This is a genomic window from Rhizobium sp. USDA 3886 (assembly GCF_056279785.1).
In genome coordinates this window covers 2,105,467-2,127,512 of sequence record NZ_JBWCDC010000003.1, presented here as the reverse complement: position 1 = coordinate 2,127,512, position 22,046 = coordinate 2,105,467, and the positions used below count along the sequence as shown (strand labels likewise).

Here is a 22,046-nt window from a genome sequence, read left to right as displayed (position 1 = left end):
AGTAGAGTGCGCAAATTTCATTTTCATCAGTCTTTAGTCGCTGCCGTCGCGGTCGTGGCCGCTTCGGTCGGGTTTGCGACTACAGTCCGGGCCGGCAATCCGGCAATCCCGCTCGACCCTCCGAATCTCGATTACAAGGCTGTGTGCAAGCCTGTAACCAATCAGGCGGCGCGCGTGAAACTCGATCGGGATTGGACGAAGGGTCCGATCGGCGACATCAAGCTGCCGGCGCAGGATGTCGTTGCTCTTGCCCTTGAATACAGCCGGGGCAGCGAGCGGGTGCCGAAGGCGCCTGCTTTGGCCGAGGAACTCTTGCGCGCCGGCCTGGAGAAAAATCCCGCCCGGCGTGACATCTTCCTCATCCCTCTCGCACGCGTGCTGATGGAGAACGGATCGACCATCGATGAACTCCGCGAGGCGGAGACTTATCTGCTCGATGCCTATGGTTCGGGCAGTACCCGTGCTGCTTTCGTCCTCGGTCAGCTCTATGGCGACGAGGGTCCAGGCGAGATTCGTGATCTGACAAAGTCGCGTTTCTACCTGGAGAAGTCGGCCCTGGCATCCGACCCGCAGGGGATGATCGAATATGCCCGCATCGTTACGCTCGACCCGCAGGCTTCTGACGATCAGAAGAAGAGTGCGGTGACCAACGCCCTTCTCGGACTTATGGCACAGGTCAAGCAGGGCGATTGCTCGGCCCTGAGCCAGATCGGCTTTCTCTATCTACGCGGCAACCTCGTCAGTAAAGAGGTCGAAACCGCGCTCAAGTGGCTGGAAGCCTTCGCCAAAACCGGTGATCCGAAAACGGCACAGAACCTGGCCGAACTCTACCGCTCAAACCAGATCGACCAGATCGACATCCAGAAGTCGATGACTTACCTCAAGCAGGCCGCCGACGGAGGAATGTCGTCGGCCGAGTTCAGCCTCGGCAAGGCTTATGCGACCGGCATCTCGGTGCCGCAGGACCTCAAGCTGGCCGTGAAATATTTAGGCGCCGCCTCCGGAGCCGGGCTTCGTCCGGCAGACGAGTGGCTGGCCCGAATCTATGCGGGTGAATTCGGCGGCGACCGCGATGACGCGAAGGCGAAAACCTATTTCGAGCGCGCCATGCAGGCCCCGGACCGTTCGAAAGATGTGCCGGTGCAGTATGGCGAGTTTCTTGCCAGCAGCGATGCCTCAAAAGACGACGTCGAGAAGGCACTGACGGTCCTGCAAGCCGCCGCCGCGACCGGCTCCTCCGATGCCAGTGACGAGATCGGCAAAATCTATCTGCAGATGGGCCGAAAGGATCCCAACTACCTGAGCAAAGCCATGCAGTTCTTTAGCGAAGCTGCGATGGCCGGGAATTCCGACGGTGCGGCAAAACTCGCCGGCATGTTCGCCTGCGGACAGGGCGCCCCGATCTCGGTTGAACTGGCAAACGACTGGCGCCATAAGGCGGCGATCTTTGGGTCGGTCCATTCGATCTATGTTACAGGTCTGAACATGCTGACCAAGGCGGAGGAGGCTGATCGCGCCAAGGGGCGCGTATACCTCCAGCAGGCAGCCTTTAAGGGTAGTCCGGACGCCATCGGCTATGTCGTTGCCCGCTGGGAGACCGGTGCCGACAGCTTCGAGCGAAACCCAGAAGCTGCGCAGCGTCTGCTTCGCTTCGTCTCGTCGCTTAGGGACAAGGAGCAGCAGCGCCTGGCGCAACTGTCGATCGTTAGCAACCGCTTCGATGTGATGACCAAGCTCAGCGACAAGCTTGTCCAGATCGCCGCCCTTGATCCGCTGACCGAGACAGGCGACCGGGATGCCCTGATGCTGAAGGCCCAGCTCTTGCAGCGAGCCGGGCAGGCGACGCCGGCGGCTCTCAACGACATCTACAAGAAACTTGCCGAAATGGGCGATCCGCGCGGCATGCGGGAATACGGCAAGATCCTTCTTACCGACCTGTCACAGGACGCCGCACCCGGTCGCGCCTGGCTGCGCAGGGCGGCAGATGCCGGCGACTTGAAGGCGAGGATCTCGCTTGTCGATCCCGGCGATCCGAACGCGCTGCAGGACCTGGCGAAAATGACCGCCGCGGGCGAGGCTTGCTCGGTCGATGCCATCGTCAATGTTGCTCGTGTCTATTCGACCCTGCCGGATCCTCAGGCCAAGACCCTGGCACGCTATTGGCTGTCGGTGGCCGAGAGCATGTCCGATCAGGATGCCGACGACTTGTACGCGGTCGGCGCCGCATTTCGCGACGGCGTGGACGGCGTAGACAACCGTGGCAAGGCAGAAGGCTTCTTCCTGCGCTCCTATGCGCTTGGGCGCATCTCCGTCCTGCGCGACCTGGCCGAAGGCCATCTGCAGGGTATGTGGACCGACTCCTCCGCCGAAAACGCCAAGGAAGACCTGCTTAAGCTCTATGCCTCCGGCGACAAGGATGCGGCCAACAAGCTGATCAGCGAGATTGCCGGCGAACGCATCGCGTCGACGCCGGCCGAAGTGAACGAGCTTCTGATTTTCCTTGGGCCGGACATCAATGCGCCTAGCAAGTATCTGCTGAAGATCGCGCGCCTTAATATCGACGGCAAGCTGGGGAGCCGGGACGATGCCATGGCCATTCGTTGGTTGACAGTTTCGGCTGAGGCCGGAGAGCCACATGCCATGTATCGCCTCTATCAAGCCTATTTCTTCGGCAACGGCGCGGCAAAGGATACCGCCAAGGCTGTCGACTGGCTGACCAAGTCGGCGGACGCCGGTAATTCCAAGGCTGTGCGCGAGTTAGCCGTCGCTTACAAGGTCGGCGTTGTCGGACTGGATCCCGATGTCGACAAGGCTGCCTATTGGGACAGTAAATACAAGGCCCTGTCCACGGGGCAATGAAGAGCATTTCAGCACCGGTCGTGAAGATCGGGGCTGGAAACCGGCGATGCAACGAAATGAACCGAGTAAATGGCAATGGTCGAGCTTTCGAGATTTAGCCTTCTGGCAAGTGCCTTTATCGTGGTGGGCACAACACAGGCCGTTCAGGGCGCCACATTGATGGTGCCCTTTGAGCTCGCAAGGCATGTCGCGAAGAACAATGGCAAGACGACCTGCACGGTCAGCCTACCTTTGCCGGTGATCTCGCTCAGTCTGACCAGCATCTACGAGGATGAAGACGAGAGCCACTCGACGATCGATCCGCAGAACAAGCAACGCTACGACAAGGCGATTGCCCAGACGCGTCAGTTCGCCGGCTTCGTCACGAAATATGCGAGCAACTATACCGAGACAGATGGCAACCGTCTGGATGCGGCAAGCTGTGCCCTAAAGGCGTTGGACAGTTGGGCGCGGGCCGATGCGCTTTCGGATTTGACTACGCGCCAGAGCTATCTGAGCACGACGCGAATTCTGGCCGGTGCCGCCCTAGCCTATGTTCAGGTTCGCCCTGCTGCGGCGCTGCTCAAGTTCGATACCGGTGCCATCGAAAAGTGGCTGGGCGACCTCGCCGAACGGACGATCCCCGTCTACACGGAATCGGGCGACCGTAACTCTAACAAGCAGAATCATCGCTACTGGGGCGGATTTGCCGTGAGCGCGGTCGGAGTTGCGATCGGGCGCAAGGACTTCCTGGATTTCGGCTTCGAAAGCTACAAGCTGGGCGTTTGTCAGGTGACGGCCGACGGTGCGCTGCCTCTCGAACTCATGCGCAAGAAGAAGGCGCGCGACTACCACCTCCATGCCGCCGGGCCTCTGGTGATGATGGCGTCGCTTTTAGAGGCCAACGGATACGATGCGCTGTCGCAATGCGACAACAGCCTGGAGAGGCTGGCGCACTTCGCCTTGGATTCAATCAACGACCCATCGAAGATGGAGATGCTGGCGGGAGAACCGCAGGTCAAACTGCCGCGCGACAAGAACGGCCTGATCCGTCCTGATCGCATCGCATGGCTGGATGCCTACCTGCATTATTATCCAGAGGACAGAAAGGCTTACGGAAAACTGTTCGAAGGGGCGTTGTTCTCCTCGAATCTCGGAGGACGCGTCAGCGTTCTCTACAACGTATCGCAACGAGACTGACCTTTAATTGCGTTTTGCTTCAAGGAGGCTGGTTTGAGCCTGAAATTTGGTACGAGTGGATTGCGCGGTCTGTCTGTGGATCTGAAGGGGAAGCCCTCCTTCGTCTACTCGGCAGCGTTTGCAACCTTTCTGCTGCGAAACCGGATCGCAAAACCGGGCGATCGCGTTCTGGTCGGCTATGATTTCCGCGACTCCAGTCCGGCGATCGCCGCCAACGTCAAATTGGCGCTTGGCGCACACGGCTTGCAGCCGGTCGACTGCGGCAATCTGCCTACCCCCGCGCTCGCCTTCTACGGGATCCGCACGGGCGCCGCGTCGATGATGATCACCGGCTCGCACATTCCGTCCGATCGCAATGGCATCAAATTCTACCTCCCTGACGGAGAAATCGACAAAAATCACGAGCAGGGAATTTCCGCGATCGCCCAGGAATTGGTCGGTTTGGAGCTGCCTGTCGCGACGGATTCGGCAAAGGAAGCCGATGGGGCGGCGGATGCCGTGTCGGTGTTCATGGATCGCAACAAGACCTTGCTGCCAAAAAATGGCTTGTCCGGTATGCGCGTCGGCGTCTACCAGCATTCGACGGTTGCGCGCGACTTGCTGAACGAGATCCTGAATTACTACGGGGCCGAGGTGTTCGGCCTAGGCCGATCCGAAGTCTTCATTCCGGTCGATACGGAAGCCGTCTCCGTCCAAACCATCGCGGCGTTGCAACAGTGGGCCGCCGAGCTCCGCCTCGACGCGATTGTATCGACCGATGGTGACGGTGACCGGCCGCTGATTGCCGACGAGACCGGCACGCCGATCAATGGAGACATATGCGGCCTGATCGCCGCCCGTTTTCTCGGCGCCGATGCGATTGTCACGCCGGTCACCTCCAACTCGGGCATAGAGGCGCTTGGCCGTCACGTCGTGCGTACCAAGGTAGGCTCGCCCTTTGTGGTCGCCGCAATGCAAGAAGCACTGAAGACATACCAAGGCGTCGTTGGTTTCGAGGCCAATGGTGGGACGTTGACCGGTTCCTCCTTTCCGGTGGCGTCAGGCTTGCTTGAGCCTTTGCCAACACGTGACTCGTTCCTTCCCATTCTGGCCGTACTCGCCACCGCGGCGGCTACCGGCCAGGCGCTGTCCAAGCTGAAACTGGACCTCGGTCTGCCATTCACAGCTGCCGATCGGTTGGAGAACTTTGCGACCGAGCGGAGCGCCGCATTGATGGCTTGGCTGCGTGCTGATGACACTAATCTTGAACGCTTTACTGCCCCACTGGGGCAAGTCTCCGGGACCAGCGAGCTCGACGGACTGCGGGTGACTTTGAGCAACGGCAGGATCGTCCATTTCAGACCGTCCGGGAATGCTCCTGAGATGCGCTGCTATGTCGAGGCCGGCAGCCCCGAGGAGACGGCGCAGGTGCTCGATATAGGGCTGGGATTACTGCGCGACTTCGACACAGCCCGATCGGTGCTGAACATGGGGATAGCGCCGGCCTGACGCCGGCCTTGGTGGTGGTTTGAACCGGCCGACGCGTGATCGGTTAGGACCGCCGTTGGATGTATTTGAGGGGTAAGGGTGAATTGAAAATGAAGAAGATGATGAGTTTGAGTAAGGCGCTGATGGTGGGAACCATGGTGATCTCAGCGGCCGCGTGCACGAGTTCGCCTGAGTTTGCTTATGACGACGCTAAGGCCCAGATCGGTTACGAGAAGGCGGGCTTCAAGTCGCGCCGTGATCCGGAACCGTTGCTTGCGTATGCCGCGCAGCATGCGAAGGCTGAGGACGAGGTAATCCGCTACAACCGCGCCTATGCCAACTTGGTGCGTGATCGCGGCAAGAACCATGAGGCCTATACCGCTTTCGAGCGTGCTGCACTTGCCGGCGATGCCAGCTCCGGCCGCCGCCTTGTCAAGGGTCATCTCGATGGGGTCTATCGTCCGGCAAACGTCCCGATGATCGCTCATTCGGTCTATCTGCCGCTGACAGCGGACAAGTCCGACGCAAACACGAGGCTGCTCCTGGCGCAGTTGCTTGAGCGAGGTGAGATCGGAGGTGGGGAGTTTCGCACCGCCGACGCCTGGCTCAACGAAGCGGCATCCGCAGGTTCGACGAAGGCATTCCGCGAACTGGCCGAGCGGGCCGAGAAGTCCGGCAATGTCGCGCTTGCCTCCGATTATTACTACGGGGCGGACAAAACATCGAAGGCCGATCGTGCCCTGCGCCAAGCGCGGGTCCAATATCTCGGCCTCGAAAGCGGCTCCAACCCGAAGCTCGGTCACGCCTGGCTTGAACTGGCGCGTAAGCTCGACAAGCAGGGCGCTGGCCAACTGGCCGCACGCGTCTATCGTGCCACCTCCGGCGGGCGTGACGGATCCTATCTGATCAGTGTTGCGACGTCCGCCGGCGTCAACGTGCTGTCACGAGAGCAGTTGCTGGAAGCTTATCGTAGCGCCAAGACTGATCTGGACCGGGCGAAGATCCTCGAACCGCTGAAGGCAGCAGCGCGCAACAATGATCCGAATGCATCCTATGAACTTGCCGCTATTTACATCGGCATGCGCGGCGACCCGAGCGAAATCAACGGTCTCCTCGTCAAGGCCTATTCCAAGGGCAAGCCCGAGGCACTGGACCTGATGATCTCCCAGCTGATGCGTGCGGAAGCCGGGCGGCAGGCCGCTGACATCCTGTTCGACGGTGTCGTCAACGCGGCACAAAAAGGTAATGTCGAGGCGGCCCGCTCGCTAAGCTCCCTCTACCGTATCGGCGGCTTCAAGCCTGCCGATCGGACAGAAAGCCTCAAGTGGCTGCAACGGGCAGCCGACGCGGGCGACGCCAAGTCGCAATACGAGCTCGGCGTCGATCTTTACGAGAATGGTGGCAATCCGCAATCCAAGCAGATGGCGTTGCAATATCTCAACGAGGCAGCGGGGCAGGGTGACCCCTTCGCCCTGACTTATCTCAAATCCAAGACCTAACGGGAGCATCGGCTAATGTTGGACGCTGAGTATGCACGCGCCTTGGCCGCCTTTTCGGACGAGGTCTCTCTTTTGCGCGACTGGTTGCACTGTGACGCGCTGCCGCTCTGGTACGAGGTCGGCTACGACCGGCAGGCTGGAGGCTTCTTTGAACGGATCGGGCTGGATGGCACGCCTTGCATGGCGGACAACCGGAGGGCTCGGGTGCATCCGCGGCAGATCTACTGTTTTGCCGCGGCCGGCGCGCGCAATCTGTCTGTCGATTGGCGCGAACTGATCCAGCACGGATTTTCGTGGTTCGAGCGCGTCTATCGCAGGGGCGATGCGTTCTTCGGCAGTGTCGCGTCCCCTTCGGGCGAGATGATCGACGAAAGCTTCGACCTCTACAATCAGGCCTTCGCCCTGTTCGCCTTTTCCCAGTTGGCCCTGTCCGCCCCCGAACTGAAGGACGCGATGGAAGAAAAGGCACGCGCCCTGCTCGGCACGCTGAAGGCGGAATATGCCCATCCGGAAGCTGGATTCGAGGAAGACTGCCCCGTCAAGCTGCCGTTGTGCTCCAATCCGCACATGCATCTCTTCGAGGCCTGCCTCGCCTGGGAGCGGGTCGCCGCCGATCCTACACCCTGGACTGCATTGGCCGATGAGATCGCCAATCTCGCAATGACGCGGTTCATCGATCGGGAGACCGGAGCGCTCAGGGAGTTCTTCGACCGTGACTGGACACCCTTTCCCGGTGACAAGGGGCGGATCGTCGAGCCCGGCCATCAATTCGAATGGGCATGGCTTCTGACCCGCTGGGGGATTGCGCGCAATGTCCCGAAGGCAATTGCAGTCGCCGAGCGACTTTTCGAAATCGGCGTCGAACACGGCGTCTGCGAGGAGCGACAGGTAGCCTTCATGGGGCTGTTCGACGATTTTTCGATTTCTGACCACGTCGCCAGGCTTTGGCCGCAGACCGAGTGGCTGAAGGCTTCCGCGCTACTCGCCCAGATCAGCCGCGGCGAGCAGCGGACCTACTATCTGCGCCAGGCAGCGAAGGCGGCAGCCGCGCTACGCAAATTCCTCGCCACAGACATTCCAGGGCTCTGGTACGACAAACTCCCGCCGAGCGGGCAGTTTGTCAACGAGCCTGCGCCTGCCAGCAGTTTCTACCACATCCTTTGCTCGATCTACGAAGTCGACGACACCCTAAAAGAATTGCAGTGAATTCCGGCTTTGCCGGTCTGATTTGACCCGACAGGCCGAACGGAATGGTTCGCCGCCGGCCGGCAATCACAAAATGAGGACATCAACTTGGCCACTGATCTTGCATTTGACCATGAGGGCGCAGCTCTGCCCGGCTGCGCATTTTACTCATTCTCGCGGGAGGTTGCGCCGGCCGTATCGAGCCGCGCCGGTTGCCGCCCGAGTTCCCGCCAGAACTAGGAGAGGTTGCGGACATGGTCTTTTCGTCAGTCATCTTCATTTTCGTTTATCTGCCGCTGTTCCTGGCGCTCTATTACGCCTGCCCGGTTCGATATAGGTCCTATTTCATCCTGATTGGCTCCTATTGCTTCTATGCCTGGTGGCGGGTGGATTTCTCTCTGCTCATGCTGGCCACGACAGCGTTCAATTATTGCGCGGCGCTGATGATCCACGGGGCTCAAACACAGCAGAGGCGAAAACTGTTCCTCGTCGCAACCATCGCCGGCGACCTCGCGCTGCTCTTCTATTTTAAGTATTTCAACTTCTTCGCCGACAGCAGCGCCTATGTGTTCAATCAGGGCGAGCCCTACAGCTGGTCGTTGCCGCACGTCATCCTGCCGATCGGCATCTCCTTCTACATCTTCCACAACATCAGCTATGTCGTCGACGTCTATCGGCGCGATCTCGAACCTTCGCGGACCTTCGCGGATTATGCGGCATTCATCGCCTTTTTTCCCCATCAGATCGCCGGTCCGGTGCTGCGCTTTTCCGATCTTGCCGAGCAATTCTATGGCCGTGAACACAACTGGGCGAAGTTCAACTATGGTGCGATGCGCTTCCTGACGGGGCTTGCCAAAAAGGTGCTGATCGCCGACTCGATCGCTCCGGTTGCTGACGCGGCCTTTTCGATCCCAAATCCGACGATGGCAGAGAGCTGGCTCGGCGCCATTGCATACACGCTCCAGCTCTATTTCGATTTCTCCGGCTATTCGTCGATGGCGATCGGACTCGGCATGATGGTAGGCTTCCATTTTATCGAGAACTTCGACGCGCCCTACAGATCCGTCAACATTACCGATTTCTGGCGCCGCTGGCACATTTCTCTGTCGAGCTGGCTACGCGACTATCTCTACATTTCGCTGGGCGGCAGCCGAAAAGGCGTTGGGCGTACCTATTTCAATCTGGCGGCCACCATGGTTCTTGGAGGCCTGTGGCACGGAGCAAACACGACCTTCCTCGTTTGGGGGGCTTGGCACGGCTTGTGGCTTGTGGTCGAGCGCTATTTCAAGGTTTCGGCCAGTGCGCCCTTTCGCGTTTCGTCCTGGCTCTTCACCATGCTGCTCGTGGTGATCGGCTGGGTTTTCTTCCGGTCGGCCAATATGACTGAAGCGATGAGCATGCTCGCCGGAATGGTCGGGCGGAATGGATTTGGTTTGCGCAGTGACTATGCCTGGGAGTTTCCCAACTTTGGGTTTCTGCTGATGGTGGTCGGCGTTCTCACGGCGCTTGGCGAGCCGCAATTGCGCCGGTTCTTCGGTCTTAAAACGACCAACGAACTGGTGTACGTCGGAGGGATCGATTATCCGCATGTCAATCCGGTCCTGGCAGTTACCGCGGCCCTTCTCGGTCTGGCTGCGATCGTCAAGCTCGTGGCCGATAGCGACACACCCTTCCTCTATTTTCAGTTCTAAGGAGAGTCCTGATATGGACGAGATCTCTCAGGTTATCACTTCCGGCAAAATAGATGCTCTCACGCCGAAAAAAGACGGACCTAGTCTGAAGGGGACACTGGCCTATCTCCCAGCTCTGTCGATCTTTATCCTGTTTGCTTGCGGCGTTGCGGTCCTCGGTCACTTCTGGAATAGCAAGGAGGTGGCTGAGCATATGCAGTCGAAGCGTTCCCTCGCTGATGTCGTCCAGGGACGTGAGGCATTGGCGGTCGAGAGGATTTACAAAGATATCTTCCCGATTAGGGATTTCTCCACCGGTCTGTTGAACCTCATAAGCTTCAAGGTATTTGGCGAAGCGCGCAAGGGACTGATCAAGGGGAGCGACGGCTGGTTCTTCAGTGATGAGGAATTCAGCTGGAGCCGCAAATCCTTGAGCATGCTTGAGAAGCATCTAAGCTTCGTCGAGGACACGCTTTCCACGTTAAGAGGGGCCGGTGTGGAGCCTATTCTTCTTTTGGTTCCGGAAAAGGCGGACATTTATCGCGATAAGCTCGGCAATGCCGCCGAGCCTTCGTCACGTGAGCACTATTATGAAAGCGTGCGGCTGCGGCTGAGCAATATGGGTGCACCGGTTCCCGATCTGCAGAAGGCCTTCCGACAAGCTCGTGAACAAAAGCCGGTCTTCCTGAAGTCTGACACTCACTGGACTGTGCAAGGCGCTGGTGTGGCCGCCCGTTCCGTCGCGCAGGTGCTAGCACATGATTCCGAGCTGAAGCACAAAGAATTTGCGTTGAAGCCAGAAGGAGAAATCGTGCACGTGGGTGACCTCTACAAGTTCGCCAAGTTCTCGATCTTTGAGCGCTTCGTCCCCATGCCCGGCGATCCCCTCACGTCGCTTGCCGCCGTGACCCCGGATGCCAGCCTTGACGACCTGATATCCGACGACGATGAGGGGCCCGAGATAGCGATAGTGGGCTCTAGCTACAGCGCCAATGCCAAATGGAGCTTCGAAGCCCAGTTGAAGGTGGAGGCGAAAGTCGACGTTGTTAATTTCGCTGAGGAAGGAAAAGGGCCGTTCACCCCGATGGAGACCTTCCTCAAAGAGAAGCTTCACCAGCAGAAGCAACTCAAATATGTCATATGGGAAATGCCACTTCGCTATTTTGATGAGGTGGCGTACTGAAGCGGGTACGTTAAATGGTCGATGTTGGCTCCCGACCGAGTTCTGCATCGATATTGCCGGCGGTGTCCGTGACAGCAGAGCTGGGTCGGGAAATTTGAACAGCCGGGATAAGTGGAATTTCTGCCTGAATTTGGCTTAGATGCCGGAAACAGGAGATAGCATGACGAGACGACCGCGCCGGAACCACAGCCGGCTTTCAAGGCGAAGGTGGCGCTTGCAGCCATCAGGGGCGAACAGACGCTCGTGGAATTATCCCAGCAGTTCGACGTGCACGCCAATCAGATCAAGCAATGGAAAGACCAGCTCCTTGAGGGGGCGACCGGGGTTTTCGGTGATGAGGCCAAGGCGGAACCGGCGGCCCCCACTATCGATATCAAAACACTCCATGTCAAGATTGGAGAATTGTTCAACCGGGCAACTTCGCTCGCGACGGCAGACGAGCGTAGGGGTTCTTAGGATCGTACGATCCTCTGGTTCACCTTTGCTGCCTTGATTAGAGCATAGACTCACGACGGGCAGCGATACTGAGCCGACGGCTCGGTTGATGAAAGCGACGGCAAATCGCAATAGAATTTAACCGTTACTGGAGGTGCAGGTCGGCAGATCGCTTCACTTCAAGTGTATTCCCGGTTTGAACCTGACTTGGACAGCCGCGTATCTCTTCGCGACTGCTACAACGGGTAATAGGGTTAATGTTTTAACAGTCTCGTTTCTGCTGCCGGCATCGGCGCTGCGGCTTGCGTACGAGACTACTGGCGCCCTAGCGGACCAGTTGGCCTCGTGGCTTGATATTGTAGTGGACGGCTGACCGGATACAGATAAGGAGACAGTCGAGGCACTCATGAAAATTATCGATGATCATATTATAATATACAGAATATTAGTCTGCGCTACGATTGCAATATCTTCGTATGTGTCTGAGATATGCTTATTATTTTTTGAGACTTGGGCTATGTTCTGTATTCCTGGGATAATTGCAAAATATATTGTATTTCTTGGAGATGAGCGCAAATACAAAAGTGCTTTGTATATGCGGTTCTTATTTCCGTTTGACGCCGCAATATTTGTGGCGCGCTTTTAAAGCAAACTAGTTGCCTAACCTCAGAGCGAAAGCGCCTGCGCATTGGTCGGATCGAGGGTGTAGTGGATTTTCGTTCATCATAGAAGTTTGCCTGGTTTAGTAAGCGGCCGCCGCTGTCCGTCGATGCGAGGCCTTGCAAACAGCAGTTTCTCGACCACCGCAAAGGGCTCGCCGACACTTGGGTACCAAGAGATTTCGAGCCGCTTCTCCGACGTTGCGAGAAAGAGACTGCTCTCAAGCAGTATCTGAAGAGCGTGGCGGACGACGAGGGTGCTGGCACAGACCCACAGCAGGAGGCCTCCCTCGAAACCCCGGACGATTGCCTTGCCTTCGTCGAAGACTAGCGTCCGTTCCGTCCCGTTGCCATTGACCCTCCGGGCGAGATGGGAAATCGGCAGGGTAATCTGCTCAACGAGGTCGCACGGATTCGACGCCAAGATATAGCTCTCGGCGGCATTTCTATGGGTTTCGGCTTTAATTGTCGACCGCCCGTTCGTTGCCACCAGACCGTTACCTCCTTGAGTTGCCGGGACAGCCCATTCCTCCAACGGCCGTTGAGGACAGGTGCCTGATGCCGCCGTCGTCCTAATTTAGTGCACGGTTAGCCGGCGCACTCGACTGCTAATTCTATTAGTCGCCTACGGAAGGAGACTGGTGTCCAATATGGAGCGAACCAATTTCTATCGGAGCTGCTCATGCAGATACTGGCTTTTCGGGTGACCGCTTGCGGTAAGTTTGCTGACCTGATCGATTCAATGCACAGGCTGCGTACGCGTGTCTTCCGCGACAGACTGAATTGGGATGTAGAGGTCAGGAACGGTCTTGAGGCTGACGAGTACGACCAACTCGATCCGACTTACATCCTTGCGGTCTCGTCGGCGGGGAAGGTTGCGGGTTGCGCCAGGCTTCTTCCGGCGACAGGCCCGACAATGCTCGCCAACACCTTTCCACAGCTGCTGTCATCGCGCAGCCTTAAGGTGCATGCGCGCATGGTCGAAAGCTCACGCTTCTGCGTCGATACGTCAATCGCCCAAAATCATGCGGGCGGCTTTCTACACAGGACAACGCGCATGATGTTTGCAGGCATTATCGAATGGTCGATCGCAAGTGGCTTTCATGAGATTGTCACGGCGACCGATTTGCGTTTCGAACGAATCCTCAAACGTGCTGGGTGGCCAATGCAGCGTCTTGGCGCGCCGTGTCCCATTGGAAATACCATTGCTGTTGCGGGAACCCTTCCTGCAAACGCTGAAAGTTTCGAACGCCTTCGCCCCGTCGGCTACCGATCGGCAATTGGAATACGATCATGTCGCTGCATGATGCGAGTCTAACGGCTCGACTGTTTTTGGAATGGGAATAGCAGACGCGCTGCGTTCCGCTAAGGTATCCCTTGTCGAGCCGTATCGGCATGCAGCCAGGAGCCACAATATGCGAAGCGTCTGCGAAATTCGGCAAGCTCGCATATGCCCTTCAGCCCTTGGTCGCGGCTCGGGCTCTGTTCAGCCGAAGGCGGATTATTTTGAGCGATCGGAACGTGGCGCCGAGCAGGGAGAGAGCATTGACGTCGAGGAGGCCACAGATTCTCATCGGTTCAACCGATGCGGACTACTATCTGCTGCTTGTCCACATTTTGGAAGCCGAAGGATATGACGTGACGTTGGGCTCAGGCGTGGAGGAGATCGTCCATCTCGCATGCGAAAAACACGTCGATGCGGTTCTGCTCGATTGCCGCTCCGGCGAAACTCTGGCGCCAGAGGCGTGCCTGAGGCTGAAACAGGAGCCGCAGACCGTAGGGATCATGACCGTCGCCCTTGTCGGACCGGGCGCGGAGGGCCGGTTCATCGATCTCCTGAAGGCCGGAATCGACGAAAACTTCGTAAGGCCGGTTGCACCTTCCAAGCTGCTCGGATTTCTGCGTGATCGCGTCCTGTTCCAGCCCGGCTCACATTGGTGGGCGGGAGACGGGCGCTTTCTCACCTACGCGGGAATCGAACTCGATACCGTCCGGCACAGTGTCAGGCGTTTTGGTATCAGCATTCATCTCGGGCCGATCGAATTTCGATTGCTGCAATTTTTGATGGAGAATCGTGAGCAAGCCTGCAGCCGCGCGCAACTCATCGAAGCCGGTTGGCCGGAGCGGCGCTACGTCGAGATCAAGACGGTCAACGTGCACGTCGGACGGCTGCGCAAGGCGTTGAACGTGTCCGGCGGTTCCGATGTGATCCGGACGATACGGTCGTCCGGATACATGCTGGATGCCTCCCGCCCGGGCAATCCAAACCCGACGGCGGATCGGCCCGACGAGGAGGCCGACAGCTAGCACTGCATCATGCCCCCGAAAAGGAGCATTCGTCATGGATCTCGTTATCCGCAATGGAGCCCTCATAACCGGCGATGGCAAAGCGTTTCACAAAAGAGCGACCGTCTACGTCAGGGACGGTCGGATTGCAGATATCCAGATCGGGAGTGCCGACACGAGCGACGAAATCGCGGCCCGAACAGTCATTGATGCGACAGGCGGCATTGTCATTCCAGGTATCATCAATGCGCATGCGCATGGATGCATTTGCGGGCCGTCGATGCCGAGCGGCTCGCCGCCGCTCAGTGCTGACGACGTCGCTTATTTTCGCAATCGGCATCTTCTTCAGGGAACAACCACTCTTTTGAATGTCTGTGGTCTGGCAATGGCCGATGAGGTCTATTCTGACGGCGAGGTCCGCCATCAGATGGATATTCACGTATCCACCGCTCATACGCTCAAGAACATCCAGGCAGCCCTTGCGGTCGACGGTAGAGGCCTGTCCGTGCCGCACCTGAGTGCGACGATCGATGAAATGCTTGCGGCCGGCGCGGTCGCACTTGGAGAGGTTGGCGGCGGGCAGACATTGGGCGGCGGGGCTCAGGAATACAGGTTCATTCCGGAAGCGGTCCTGCGGGAGACTGGGATAGAGGTGACGCCCACAACGGCAAGCCGTCTGAAGGATGCTGTTCTCGGTCGCTTTCTCGATCAAGCCGCTGGAATCTCGGATTCGATGCTGGCGGATGAGTTGAAACGTGCCGCCTTGTCTGGGCATGTCACAACGGAGCGCATCCGCGAAATCATCACACGATCTGTAATGCCATCCGTCGCACTTTCGCTCGACGGTTTCGATGAGATCGCTGAGGAGGCGGAGCGGGTCGGCTATCCCGCCATTTTTCACAACGCGGCGCCATCGGCAAAACGCTTGTGCGCGGTTGTTGAGGAACATCCAAACGCGCGGATAGTTGCCGCACACAGCAATCATCCGAGCTTCCTGCCGGATGAGGCCGTCTCGGTTGCTACCGAATTGAGAAACAAGGGTGCCATTATAGACGTCTCGACACTGGACTGCATTAGCACGCAGTGGCGCAATGACGCCGTCAACCTGGATGCGCTCATCGATGCCGGTTGCGTGGATACGATTTCGACCGACTTCGCCGGTGGTCATTGGGACGGAATCCTCGAGGCAATCCATCGGATGGTGAAAACCGGACAGCTGTCCGCGCCTGCAGCGGTTGCGCTTGCCACCCGGAATGTCGCGGCCGTCTTCCCACAAATGGCAGGGGATCGCGGATTGATTGAAAAACGCAAACGCGCCGATTTGACCGTTGTTGACCACGCGAACCTTGGCCGTGTCAGGCATGTCGTAATCGATGGGCGTGTTGCTGTCAGGAACGGCGTCCCGGTCCTTCACAGAGAGATAGTCAGGCGATTGTGAGAAAGCGGTTTCCAGCACTTGCCGTTCCAGCTTCAATCTGGCCGTCTTCAGCATGATCAGACCACAGACGATCGTGGCGACACAGTTCATGAGGACAAGCGGAATGCCGAAGATGCGAAGATGCCCCGGATTTCGTAAGGCTCGCGAGAGTCGCCAATATGACGGACAGTGCGATCCCAAGCCCCGTGGTCATAGCCGCGAGCTTGTAAATGTCAGCCGTTTTCCGTCGAAAGGCGAAATGGACTACCGCGCCTATGGCACTGATGACCAGTATGGCAACGACGCCGTCGAAGGCTCCGGCACCACCGGCGGTGCCCCGGAAGACGATCGCCGGAATTGCCGCAATCGCAGCCGCAATCGCGCCGCCAAAGAGCCCTGCGAGTGCAAGTGGCGCGAAACGCAGATCGATGCAGATGCCGGACGCGAATCCCACAGTTTAGGTATCGGCAAAGCTCTTCAGCATGTCTCCTGACATCCGGTAGCGGATCCACTCCTGCAGCCGCTCTGCGCCGATCGCCTCGTAAACGCGGATCGCCGGTTCGTTCCAGTCCAGAACGCTCCACTCGAAGCGGCCGCAGCCGTTTTCCTGCGCAATCTGCGCCAGCTGCTTCAGCAGTGCCCTGCCGGCACCCAACCCGCGCGCCTCCGGCGTCACATAGAGATCCTCGAGATAGATGCCGTTCCTAGCCTGCCACGTCGAATAGTTGAAGAACCAGATCGCCATGGCAATCGCTTGGCCATCCTGTTCGCAAACCAGCGCTCGCGTAACGGAGCCTTCGCCAAAGATCGATTCCTCGATCGTCTCGACGGTTGCCGTGACCTCGTCCTCGGCCTTTTCGTAAATCGCCAATTCGCGGATAAAACCGAACAGCGTCGCGGCGTCTGCGCGCACAGCCTCACGTATGGTCAATGCCATGTAAATCCCTCACAACCTCTTTGATTTTTGAAATGCGCTCCGCGGCCCCACGCCCATTTCGTCCGTCCGCAACCGAATTGAAACCAGCCGGCATTGCGAAGATTGGAGTTTCTTGACCGCCTGCATCTCAATTATGTGATTTGCCGGCGATCTTGCAAGCACCGCTGCTTGATCGTCTCGCATTTGGTTCTGGCGGAGCATCCTGAGATTGCAGTCGGCAACGAAGGCCCCAAATAAGCACTACTCCGCACGCCTGTCAGAAATTTGGGAAAGGAATGACACTTCCTATTGAAAATGGCCTTGCGTACCTTGTGCTTGTCAGAGGCAAACAACGCCAAAGACAAGCCGGCAGAGACTAGTCTGGAAACGCCGGTCCGCTTCACACTGACTGCAGGCCAGAAGGGCGATGCGCCGCAAGCCGATGCCCTGATCGAGGCCTGCCCGCCAACATCGTCATGGCCGACACCGCTTATGAAAAACAGTCCGGCCCGATGCCATTCGGCTTCCGAACACCTAAATTTTTGCCTGCGTCAGAGCGCCTGAGCACTCGGCCGGTTCTTGATTTCCAGCCTCGCTTGGCTGGCTGATCGCCTGCAGGCCGCTGCCGTCCATGTAGAGTATCCTGTCGGCAGATGCGATGGTTTCCTGCCGGTGAGCGACGACGATGCGGGTGATGCCGAGCGAGCGGATGGATTGGTTCACGCGATCTTCGTTCGCTGCGTCCATGTGAGACGTGCCTTCGTCCAGGAACAGCATCTTCGGCTTTCGATAGAGAGCGCGAGCGAGCAGAACCCGCTGCTTTTGACCGCCCGACAGGCTCGAGCCCATGTCGCCGACGAGCGTTTCGTACTGCATCGGCATTTTCATGATCTCATCATGAATTGCCGAAGCCTTTGCCGCCTCGGCAATGGCGACGGGATCGGCCTGCTCGGCAAACAAGGTGATGTTGTCCGCTATCGAACCGGCAAAGAGGTTGTCGTCTTGCAAGACGGCCGCGATCTGATCATGAAAACTCTTATAACCGAACTGCCGCAGGGCCATGCCGTCCACTAGGACGTCACCCGATTGCGGCTCCAAAAGACCAAGCATGACCTTCAAAAGCGTTGATTTTCCAGTTCCTGATGGCCCCGTGATCGCGACATGCTCGCCTGGATCAACAACGAGGTCGATGTCGCTCAAGACGAGAGGATCGGTTGAGGAATAGCGGTATGACATACCTTTCAGCTCGATCCTCCCTTTGAGCTCCGTAACGGCGACCGAGCTTGCTCCAAAGCTTCTGTCGTCATCCTCCAGGGCGATGTCGGCCAGCCGTTCGAGATGCAGTCTCAGCATCATGAACGCCATTCCTTGGTCGACGAGATTTCCGGCTTTTTCGAGAAACTGGCCTTTATAAGCGAGATACGCAAAGACCATGCCGACGCTGAAGCCGCCGTCCATGACGAAGCCGATCGCAAGATAGATCGTCAGGATGTTTTCAAGGCCAAACAGCAAAGCATTGCCCGTCGCCTGCCAAATGCCAACGCGGGAAGCGCGAATGTTTGCGTTTACCGCATCCGTCAACAGCGTCTGCCACATCGCATGACGCATCGTTTCGCGATTGTAGAGGCGGAACGTCTGGATGCCGCGTATCGTCTCGATCAGCGCTGTCTGCTCCTTGCCATGCGCAATGATCGCGCCTTCCCGGGCACGGCGTTCGAATGAAAACGACAGCAGGCGGACAACGAGATAGAGGACGAAGGCCGTCAACGCGACAAGCGCCAATTTGGCGCTGTAGAAGAACATGATGGCGAGCGTCGTCAGAGCAAGCAGTCCGTCGACAAGCGTTCCGGCGACGCCTTCACTCAGCATCTTCTGGATTGGCTCGACCGACTGGAACCGGGAAAGAATGTCGCCGACCTCGCGTTTTTGAAACCAATCGAGCGGCAACCGGAACAGCTTCCTGGCGATGTTGGAAGCAATGCCGAAGCCAAGGGCCGACCCCGCGGCCAAAATCACGAAGGAGCGAAGAAAGCTGGCGCTGGCGTTAAACAGCGTGAACAGGCCGAAGCCCAGCGCCAGGACCGAAAGCAGGTCGTGATCGAGTGCAGGCAAAGCGTTGTCTATTCCGATCTGCAGGAAGTAGGGAAGTGCAAGAACATAGACCTGCAGCACGACGCTTAGAACGACAACCTGCAGAAAGGAGCTTCCAAGGCCGTTGATCCGGGTCCAGAGCTGCGACCAGCCCAATACGGTGCGCTCGGTCTTTTTCTCAAATGTTTCGTTCGGCCGCAGCTCGAGGGCGACGCCCGTGAAGTGCTCCGAGATCTCGGACATCCTCAGCCATTCGCTGCGGCCGGCGGGGTCGTGGATCAACGCCTTTTCACCCGAAACCCGTTCGATGACGACGTAATGGTTCATGTTCCAGTGAAGGATGGCAGGCAGCGCGAGATTGGCCAGCGCTTCGAGCGGAAGCTTTACCGCGCGCGGAAGAAGGCCGATCTGGTCGGCGATCTTTATCAGGCTTGAAAGCGGAGCTCCACGGAAAGAGGGGGTGAAGCGGCGGCGCATGGTTGCCAGGTCGATTTGGCGCCCGTAGAAGCTTGCGATCATGGCCAGGCAAGCCAGGCCGCATTCGCTGACTTCATTCTGGCGAATGAGACGAATACGCGCGATCGACAGGAATCCGGCTTGAAGTGGCGTTGGAGACAATCGCGCTATCCTATCGTCTTTGCAACGCGAACAGGGGTTCGAACAGCCATTCGAGCAGCGACTGACGGGCCGTTGCAATTCGGGCGGACAATGTCATGCCCGCAAACAGGGCTTGCGGCTTACCGAAGGCCATTATGCTCTGCCGCTCGAGCTCTACCGTTACGAGATAATTCAGGTTGGTATTCGTGCCATTGCCGCGATTGACCGGGCTCTTCGAGAGGCTCTTGACGCGCCCCGCGATCGTTCCAAAACTCTGATAGGGAAAGGTATCGATCGCCAGGCGCACCGCCTGTCCGACTTCCACGAAGCCGACTGCTGCGTTCGGGACGTCCAGTTGCGCGTGCAGCGGGGCATTCAGGGGCACAATGCTCATGAGCGCCTGCTGCGCGTTCAGCGGTTCGCCGATCTTGGCCGTGAGCCCGGAAACGGTTCCGGCGATCGGGGACCTGATGACGTAGGCGCGGGACTGTTCATTGGCGGCAATGTTGCGATTGATATCCTCACGCTGAGATTGAAGTGCGGCAATTTTCTCGTTCGCCCTTGCCTTGACCTGATCGAGCATCCGCTCGGCGTCGGATAGATCCGACCGTCGCTCCGTCAATGTACTTTCGAGGACGGCCATCTGTTGCCGCCGTTCCGTGAGCGAATCTTCGCGCAAAAGCACGTCACGTTTTGGAACGATCCCTTTATCCACCAGCCCCCGGATCCGCTCAACGTCCTGCTCGATCGAAGCGACCAGGTCTCGCTGCAAGACGATCTGATTTTGCAGTTTCTCGATTTGCGTCCGGTAGCCGGCTATTTGCGCGTCGAATTGCGCAGTCTGGGAGGCTTGATCGTTCTTCACCTCGATCAGCTGCTCGGTAATACTTGCGTTTTGCCGGGCGAGCATCTGGGCGACTTTCTGGGACGCCGATTCACCGCTCACCAGATAGTCCTCGGAGCGTACAGCCACGAGCTCTTGAGCCTCCTTTACCTGGTCGCCGTCATGGACCATCATCTTCATGACGACGCCGGAACGCGGCGGCATCACCGCAGCCACGCCGCTATCAGGCAATATCACACCCGTTGCGGTGACGATCCGGGCGTAGCTTGCAATGGAGAGGAACAGGACAACGGCAACAAGAACGCTGGCCATCAGATAGCCAGTTGCGTGCCACCCCATGGGCACCGCCATCGACACCGATCCCGTTAAACGCTGGGACTGACGTTCGAGGGCCTCTCGACGAAACAGACTCATGCTGATCAGATGCGACCGTTAGGCTAAGGGGAGGCTCCCCGCCTCCTGGACGGAGAGCCTCCTGTTTCAATGCTCAGGTGAAAGCTCTGGCTAATCTGCAAACATCATATGCATTACGGGCAACACCGGCCGCAGCAAGCGCTCCAACACCAACGGCAGAAAGGCCGATACCGGCATCAATGGCTGCGGGATAGGCCAGGCTACGGCTGCCTGCGCGCGCGGCTGTCGCGTCGATTCCGCTTCGAACGCCGGAGCTGACGGCACCACCAGCACTGTGTTCGATCTCCGTTTTCGAGAGGTCTTTGATGCCTTGCACTTAACTCACCATTCGTTTCTTCGGAAAGGGTCGAAAGCACCACGTGCACGGGAAAACTAGGCCTGGCGGCGATCACGTCAACCTGAAGATGATGATTATTGGCTTTGCGCTCGACATTCGGCACAGGAAAAAGGGCCAAGAGATCTATTCTCTCGGCCCTGACACATCATGGATCCACCACGAACAGCGAGTGGTCCTATACGATCAGGACGGTCTCCTGGTTAGGAACTCGTATGCCACGAAGGTTGCGGACATTGCCAGGAATACGCCTATCGCCAAGGGATAGTTGGCGGTGGTGTTCGGATCCGTCAGTTTCGGAATGCCGATGACTGCGACGGCCGCCAATAGCGCCGACAAGGCAATCTCCAGGGCGATCAATTTTGAAAGAGCTGTCATCATTGTCCTCCTGACGATTGCCGGCCTTCGGCCCAAAGCGGAGCCCAGTCCTTCTGCTTCACCACGCTGCCAATCAGGAAGCATAGCGGTTCGCCGATGAGGCGCACGAATTTCCCACCCAGCGACCCCCTGGAGCGGCGGCCGGCCTGATAAGCGATCTCCTCGGCGCGGGCCTTCGCGAGTGGGTACATGATTTTTTCCGCCAGAGGACTGCGCCGCATCAGGCGGACGTAAGGAATTGCCCAATATTGATAACCGCGGACGGTTGTCTGCGATAACGCCTGATACGTGAATTCGAGGTCCGCGCGCCAAAGATCGCGGTCCAGCATCCCGCGACGGAAGAAGTGGGTGCAGATGACACGACCACTACTGTTGCCACCGCCGGAAAGGCCACCGTTATAGATACTGCCAGTCGCGCCGGCCGCGAACCCCACGCCGCCCGCGATACCGGCCTTGCCGATGCTGCCGGTCGTCGCGTAGGTTCCGCCTGCCGCGTATCCGCCACCTATGAGCCCGCGATCGACATGGCCGACCCAGGAGCCGGCGCCTGTCACCGCGTCGATTTCGTCATCCTCAAGGGGATAAATGTAATATTCGCTGGAATCTGCATTAACACTCTGAACGTCAACCATA

18 protein-coding genes and 2 pseudogenes are annotated in these 22,046 nt (G+C 58.2%); 12 read left to right on the top strand and 8 right to left on the bottom strand.

The genetic code is table 11. The features are described from left to right. Positions 1 to 6: 6 nt before the first annotated feature. From ACZ9BX_RS33105 to ACZ9BX_RS33070, 8 genes and pseudogenes are all read left to right on the top strand, one after another. Complete coding sequence (locus tag ACZ9BX_RS33105; RefSeq protein ID WP_476222549.1) at positions 7 to 2,859, top strand: tetratricopeptide repeat protein; 2,853 nt, start codon at positions 7 to 9, stop codon at positions 2,857 to 2,859. A gap of 69 nt (positions 2,860 to 2,928) precedes the next feature. Then, a complete protein-coding gene (locus ACZ9BX_RS33100; RefSeq protein WP_476222547.1) occupies positions 2,929 to 4,038 on the top strand; it encodes an alginate lyase family protein in 1,110 nt (369 codons plus the stop codon). 33 nt (positions 4,039 to 4,071) lie between these two features. Next, positions 4,072 to 5,526, top strand: coding sequence for a phosphomannomutase (locus tag ACZ9BX_RS33095; protein ID WP_476222546.1), 1,455 nt, complete (start codon positions 4,072 to 4,074; stop codon positions 5,524 to 5,526). 89 nt (positions 5,527 to 5,615) lie between these two features. Further along, positions 5,616 to 7,004 carry a tetratricopeptide repeat protein gene (locus tag ACZ9BX_RS33090; protein ID WP_476222544.1) on the top strand — a complete coding sequence of 463 codons (1,389 nt, stop codon included), beginning with the start codon at positions 5,616 to 5,618 and terminating at the stop codon, positions 7,002 to 7,004. 15 nt (positions 7,005 to 7,019) lie between these two features. After that, positions 7,020 to 8,210, top strand: coding sequence for an AGE family epimerase/isomerase (locus ACZ9BX_RS33085; protein WP_476222543.1), 1,191 nt, complete (start codon positions 7,020 to 7,022; stop codon positions 8,208 to 8,210). Positions 8,211 to 8,443: 233 nt separating this feature from the next. Continuing rightward, complete coding sequence (locus ACZ9BX_RS33080; protein ID WP_476222542.1) at positions 8,444 to 9,880, top strand: MBOAT family O-acyltransferase; 1,437 nt, start codon at positions 8,444 to 8,446, stop codon at positions 9,878 to 9,880. A 13-nt stretch (positions 9,881 to 9,893) separates the two neighbouring features. Then, positions 9,894 to 11,042 (top strand): alginate O-acetyltransferase AlgX-related protein, encoded by a 1,149-nt coding sequence (locus tag ACZ9BX_RS33075; RefSeq protein ID WP_476222541.1) that lies wholly within the window; start codon positions 9,894 to 9,896, stop codon positions 11,040 to 11,042. 160 nt (positions 11,043 to 11,202) lie between these two features. Beyond that, positions 11,203 to 11,447 (top strand): annotated as a pseudogene (locus tag ACZ9BX_RS33070) (transposase); the annotation flags it as partial. 753 nt (positions 11,448 to 12,200) lie between these two features. Here ACZ9BX_RS33070 and rctB read toward each other — a convergent pair. After that, entirely contained in the window at positions 12,201 to 12,626 is a 426-nt protein-coding gene (gene rctB, locus ACZ9BX_RS33065) for an SMa0974 family conjugal transfer regulator (protein WP_476222540.1), read from the bottom strand. Positions 12,627 to 12,818: 192 nt separating this feature from the next. On the opposite strand from rctB, the gene traI reads away from it, so the two are divergent. From traI to ACZ9BX_RS33050, 3 genes are all read left to right on the top strand, one after another. Beyond that, positions 12,819 to 13,454 (top strand): acyl-homoserine-lactone synthase, encoded by a 636-nt coding sequence (traI, locus tag ACZ9BX_RS33060; protein WP_476222538.1) that lies wholly within the window; start codon positions 12,819 to 12,821, stop codon positions 13,452 to 13,454. A 227-nt stretch (positions 13,455 to 13,681) separates the two neighbouring features. Continuing rightward, positions 13,682 to 14,443, top strand: a complete 762-nt coding sequence (locus tag ACZ9BX_RS33055) for a response regulator transcription factor (RefSeq protein ID WP_476222536.1) — start codon at positions 13,682 to 13,684, stop codon at positions 14,441 to 14,443. After that, complete coding sequence (locus ACZ9BX_RS33050) at positions 14,379 to 15,860, top strand: amidohydrolase family protein (RefSeq protein ID WP_476222534.1); 1,482 nt, start codon at positions 14,379 to 14,381, stop codon at positions 15,858 to 15,860. The genes ACZ9BX_RS33055 and ACZ9BX_RS33050 overlap by 65 nt, the downstream gene beginning before the upstream one ends. Here ACZ9BX_RS33050 and ACZ9BX_RS33045 read toward each other — a convergent pair. Together ACZ9BX_RS33045 and ACZ9BX_RS33040 are read right to left on the bottom strand one after the other, a co-directional pair. Continuing rightward, entirely contained in the window at positions 15,847 to 16,293 is a 447-nt protein-coding gene (locus ACZ9BX_RS33045; protein WP_476222532.1) for a LytS/YhcK type 5TM receptor domain-containing protein, read from the bottom strand. The two genes, ACZ9BX_RS33050 and ACZ9BX_RS33045, sit on opposite strands and share 14 nt — an antisense overlap. 3 nt (positions 16,294 to 16,296) lie before the next feature. After that, complete coding sequence (locus ACZ9BX_RS33040) at positions 16,297 to 16,776, bottom strand: N-acetyltransferase family protein (protein ID WP_476222530.1); 480 nt, start codon at positions 16,774 to 16,776, stop codon at positions 16,297 to 16,299. 360 nt (positions 16,777 to 17,136) lie between these two features. On the opposite strand from ACZ9BX_RS33040, the pseudogene ACZ9BX_RS33035 reads away from it, so the two are divergent. After that, positions 17,137 to 17,252: pseudogene (locus ACZ9BX_RS33035) on the top strand (IS5/IS1182 family transposase); the annotation flags it as partial. 37 nt (positions 17,253 to 17,289) lie between these two features. Here the strand turns inward: ACZ9BX_RS33035 and ACZ9BX_RS33030 are convergent. The 5 genes from ACZ9BX_RS33030 to ACZ9BX_RS33010 form a co-directional block, all read right to left on the bottom strand. After that, a complete protein-coding gene (locus ACZ9BX_RS33030; protein ID WP_476222528.1) occupies positions 17,290 to 19,464 on the bottom strand; it encodes a peptidase domain-containing ABC transporter in 2,175 nt (724 codons plus the stop codon). A 10-nt stretch (positions 19,465 to 19,474) separates the two neighbouring features. Continuing rightward, entirely contained in the window at positions 19,475 to 20,638 is a 1,164-nt protein-coding gene (locus ACZ9BX_RS33025) for a beta-barrel domain-containing protein (RefSeq protein WP_476222526.1), read from the bottom strand. 136 nt (positions 20,639 to 20,774) lie between these two features. After that, positions 20,775 to 21,017, bottom strand: coding sequence for a hypothetical protein (locus ACZ9BX_RS33020; RefSeq protein WP_476222525.1), 243 nt, complete (start codon positions 21,015 to 21,017; stop codon positions 20,775 to 20,777). Positions 21,018 to 21,221: 204 nt separating this feature from the next. Beyond that, complete coding sequence (locus ACZ9BX_RS33015; protein ID WP_027512817.1) at positions 21,222 to 21,413, bottom strand: hypothetical protein; 192 nt, start codon at positions 21,411 to 21,413, stop codon at positions 21,222 to 21,224. After that, entirely contained in the window at positions 21,413 to 22,045 is a 633-nt protein-coding gene (locus ACZ9BX_RS33010; protein WP_476222524.1) for a hypothetical protein, read from the bottom strand. The genes ACZ9BX_RS33015 and ACZ9BX_RS33010 overlap by 1 nt, the downstream gene beginning before the upstream one ends. Position 22,046 lies beyond the last annotated feature (1 nt).

What these genes read in the sequence shown, in the direction of transcription:
- ACZ9BX_RS33100 (WP_476222547.1), top strand. Translation starts at nt 2,929, where the DNA reads ATGGCAATGGTCGAGCTTTCGAGATTTAGCCTTCTGGCAAGTGCCTTT.
- ACZ9BX_RS33090 (WP_476222544.1), top strand. Translation starts at nt 5,616, where the DNA reads ATGAAGAAGATGATGAGTTTGAGTAAGGCGCTGATGGTGGGAACCATG.
- ACZ9BX_RS33085 (WP_476222543.1), top strand. Translation starts at nt 7,020, where the DNA reads ATGTTGGACGCTGAGTATGCACGCGCCTTGGCCGCCTTTTCGGACGAG.
- ACZ9BX_RS33080 (WP_476222542.1), top strand. Translation starts at nt 8,444, where the DNA reads ATGGTCTTTTCGTCAGTCATCTTCATTTTCGTTTATCTGCCGCTGTTC.
- ACZ9BX_RS33075 (WP_476222541.1), top strand. Translation starts at nt 9,894, where the DNA reads ATGGACGAGATCTCTCAGGTTATCACTTCCGGCAAAATAGATGCTCTC.
- traI (WP_476222538.1), top strand. Translation starts at nt 12,819, where the DNA reads ATGCAGATACTGGCTTTTCGGGTGACCGCTTGCGGTAAGTTTGCTGAC.
- ACZ9BX_RS33050 (WP_476222534.1), top strand. Translation starts at nt 14,379, where the DNA reads ATGCCTCCCGCCCGGGCAATCCAAACCCGACGGCGGATCGGCCCGACG.
- ACZ9BX_RS33040 (WP_476222530.1), bottom strand. Translation starts at nt 16,776, where the DNA reads ATGGCATTGACCATACGTGAGGCTGTGCGCGCAGACGCCGCGACGCTG.
- ACZ9BX_RS33025 (WP_476222526.1), bottom strand. Translation starts at nt 20,638, where the DNA reads ATGGCGGTGCCCATGGGGTGGCACGCAACTGGCTATCTGATGGCCAGC.
- ACZ9BX_RS33015 (WP_027512817.1), bottom strand. Translation starts at nt 21,413, where the DNA reads ATGACAGCTCTTTCAAAATTGATCGCCCTGGAGATTGCCTTGTCGGCG.
- ACZ9BX_RS33010 (WP_476222524.1), bottom strand. Translation starts at nt 22,045, where the DNA reads ATGGTTGACGTTCAGAGTGTTAATGCAGATTCCAGCGAATATTACATT.